This is a genomic window from Streptomyces sp. NPDC031474 (assembly GCF_055581185.1).
Map to the genome: position 1 here is coordinate 1 of NZ_JBVIJX010000073.1, position 2,133 is coordinate 2,133.

Annotated in this window: 2 protein-coding genes; one reads left to right on the top strand and one right to left on the bottom strand. The window is 64.2% G+C overall.

Going from position 1 to position 2,133, the window contains the following annotated elements; translation table 11 throughout:
- Positions 1-135: 135 nt before the first annotated feature.
- Entirely contained in the window at positions 136-1,023 is an 888-nt protein-coding gene (locus tag ACZ5SK_RS48470; protein WP_457495551.1) for a nuclease-related domain-containing protein, read from the top strand.
- Positions 1,024-1,078: 55 nt separating this feature from the next.
- Here ACZ5SK_RS48470 and ACZ5SK_RS48475 read toward each other — a convergent pair whose 3' ends face one another.
- Positions 1,079-1,819, bottom strand: a complete 741-nt coding sequence (locus ACZ5SK_RS48475; protein ID WP_361709237.1) for a hypothetical protein — start codon at positions 1,817-1,819, stop codon at positions 1,079-1,081.
- Positions 1,820-2,133 lie beyond the last annotated feature (314 nt).

The following is a 2,133-nucleotide window of genomic DNA, read 5'->3' on the forward strand; positions in this document are numbered from 1 at the left end:
AAACGCTCGACTGGGAAACCCCAGCCGAGCGCCTCGCTAAGCTCCTCACAACAGCCTCATGACCAGCGGCGTTGCCACGACCCCTTGAATTCGCCTTGTCCGGGGCCTCTCTCGTTTTGAGCGCTACCTGCTGCGATGCTTCGAGCCGAGAGCGGACGAGGGGGGATCGTGGAGCTGAGGGTGACGCGCTGGAAGCGGTACGGACAGGATCGTCTGTACGCGAACCTGCCGGATGGCACCGCGGTCGGCTGGGCGGACGTCAGGACAGGGCACATTACGGTCCTGGTCGCCGAGTATCGCGACGACGTGATTGCCGTGCCGACACGCCACTTACGGAACGACTCCGAGTCGGTCATGCCGCAGGGGGCATCTGAGGCTGAAGCGCGCCCAATGCTGTCGCCTTTGACGTCGGCCGACGACCTGTCCACCAACCGTCCTGGTGAGTCCCTCCGGGACCTGCTCAACAATTCCGGCGTGGGTCTGATTGAGCGGCTCGTCTTACAGCTCTTGCGTCGTCGCACAGAGTGGGACTCCTGGCGCAAGGGACTGGCGGGGGAGAAGAGGGTGGGCGCCGAGCTGAACCGTCTGGCACGCCATGGCTGGCGGGTCCTGCATTCCCTTCCCCTGGCTGACAAGGTGGATGTCGATCACTTGCTGATTGGGCCGGGCGGGGTGTTCAGCATCAACACAAAGCACCACCACAGAAGGGCCGTATGGGTCGGCGACGATTCCGTGAAGGTCGACCAGGGAAAGCCGGCGCCCTACGCACGCAAGAGCCGGGCAGAGGCCAAGCGAGTGGCCCGAGTGCTTGAGCACTACTGCGGCTTTCCCGTACCGGTGGAGCCGGTGCTCGTCTTCGTCGGCGTCACCGATCTGAAAGTGGTCGCCACCCAGCTCGGCGTGCGCGTGTATCAGGAGCGTCAGGTGGCGGCACTGGCGCCGCTCTCAGGGGTGCTGACGGCCGAGCAGGTCGAGCAGGTGTACAGCGTCGCTCGCCATCGACAGGCTTGGAGCCAGGCCTGAGCCAGCCCGTCTCAGCGAGGGGTCAGTCATCCCTGCCGGAAGTGGTTCACCCGTTTCAGCGGGTTGCAATGGCATCCGCGACGCTGAAGACAGCGTCGCACTCGGCGCATTGCGCCTTACCGAAAAGATAGGTCAACTTGCCCGCGACATCGGCCTGGTTGTCGGCGAGCGCGCGGCTGTGCAGTTTTTGGGCAAGCCCCTCCAGCGCTGAGGAGTCTGCAGGCTGAAGAGGGATCTTCTTTGCCGCGGTCTCGTTCATGTACATGCTGTCTGTGGTCGAGAAGAAGCCGTACTCACCGAAGGCTATGAAGTTCTCGGCGCTACACGCGGGGCAGGGAACTTCGTACTCGTCATCGTTCAGGCCGTCGAGTTGTTCGCCCCAAACCGCGACATCTTCGAAGCCGAGGAGTGCGGCGAGCAAGTAGACATAAGTTCCGGGGTCATCGCTGAGGCTCGGATCCCGAAGAGCTTCATCAGTCAGTTGCAGCAGATCGGACATCTCCGAGGCGTAGGCCACGTGGGGATCTTGCTCGCCGTATGGCTGGTCAGTACTGGCCGCGATGGCGCCGGCCAGCAAGAGTGGTTGCTGTCTGTCCGCAGGCGACCACTGGCGCGCCAGGTCTCGTAGGGCCGGCAAGGCCGCGTGGCTTGCTGAGTAGACGGTGCCCTGATGGCACAGTCGGGACCAGAGCTCGGTCCAGTCTGAATCGTTCGGAGCTTGGCTCACCGCGTCGAGCAGACCGGGAATGTCTTCTGCCGTGCCGTAGGCGTGGTGGAGCTGCGACCAGTCCGTCATGCCAGCGATCTAAGCAGTCGGGCGCCGCAGACTTCGGGGCTGGGGGCGTGCTAGTCGCCCTGTCGTCGGAAGCAGTCGGCGACCTGCGGCGATGCTCCAAGATCCCGTCCACGCCTCGTCCACAGACCTCGACATACGGCCGCTCCGGGCTGCATCTGCCTGCACATACGCGAAGACCCCGGCCTCAGCGTTTCCGCTGGTGACGGGGTCTTTGGGCACCTAACCTCGATTCGTCAGCGGGGTTCGGTGGCTGACTTGCTCGGCAGTTCGCCCGTAATGTCCTCGGGCCGTTCGAGGTGGGCCGTCGCGTGACG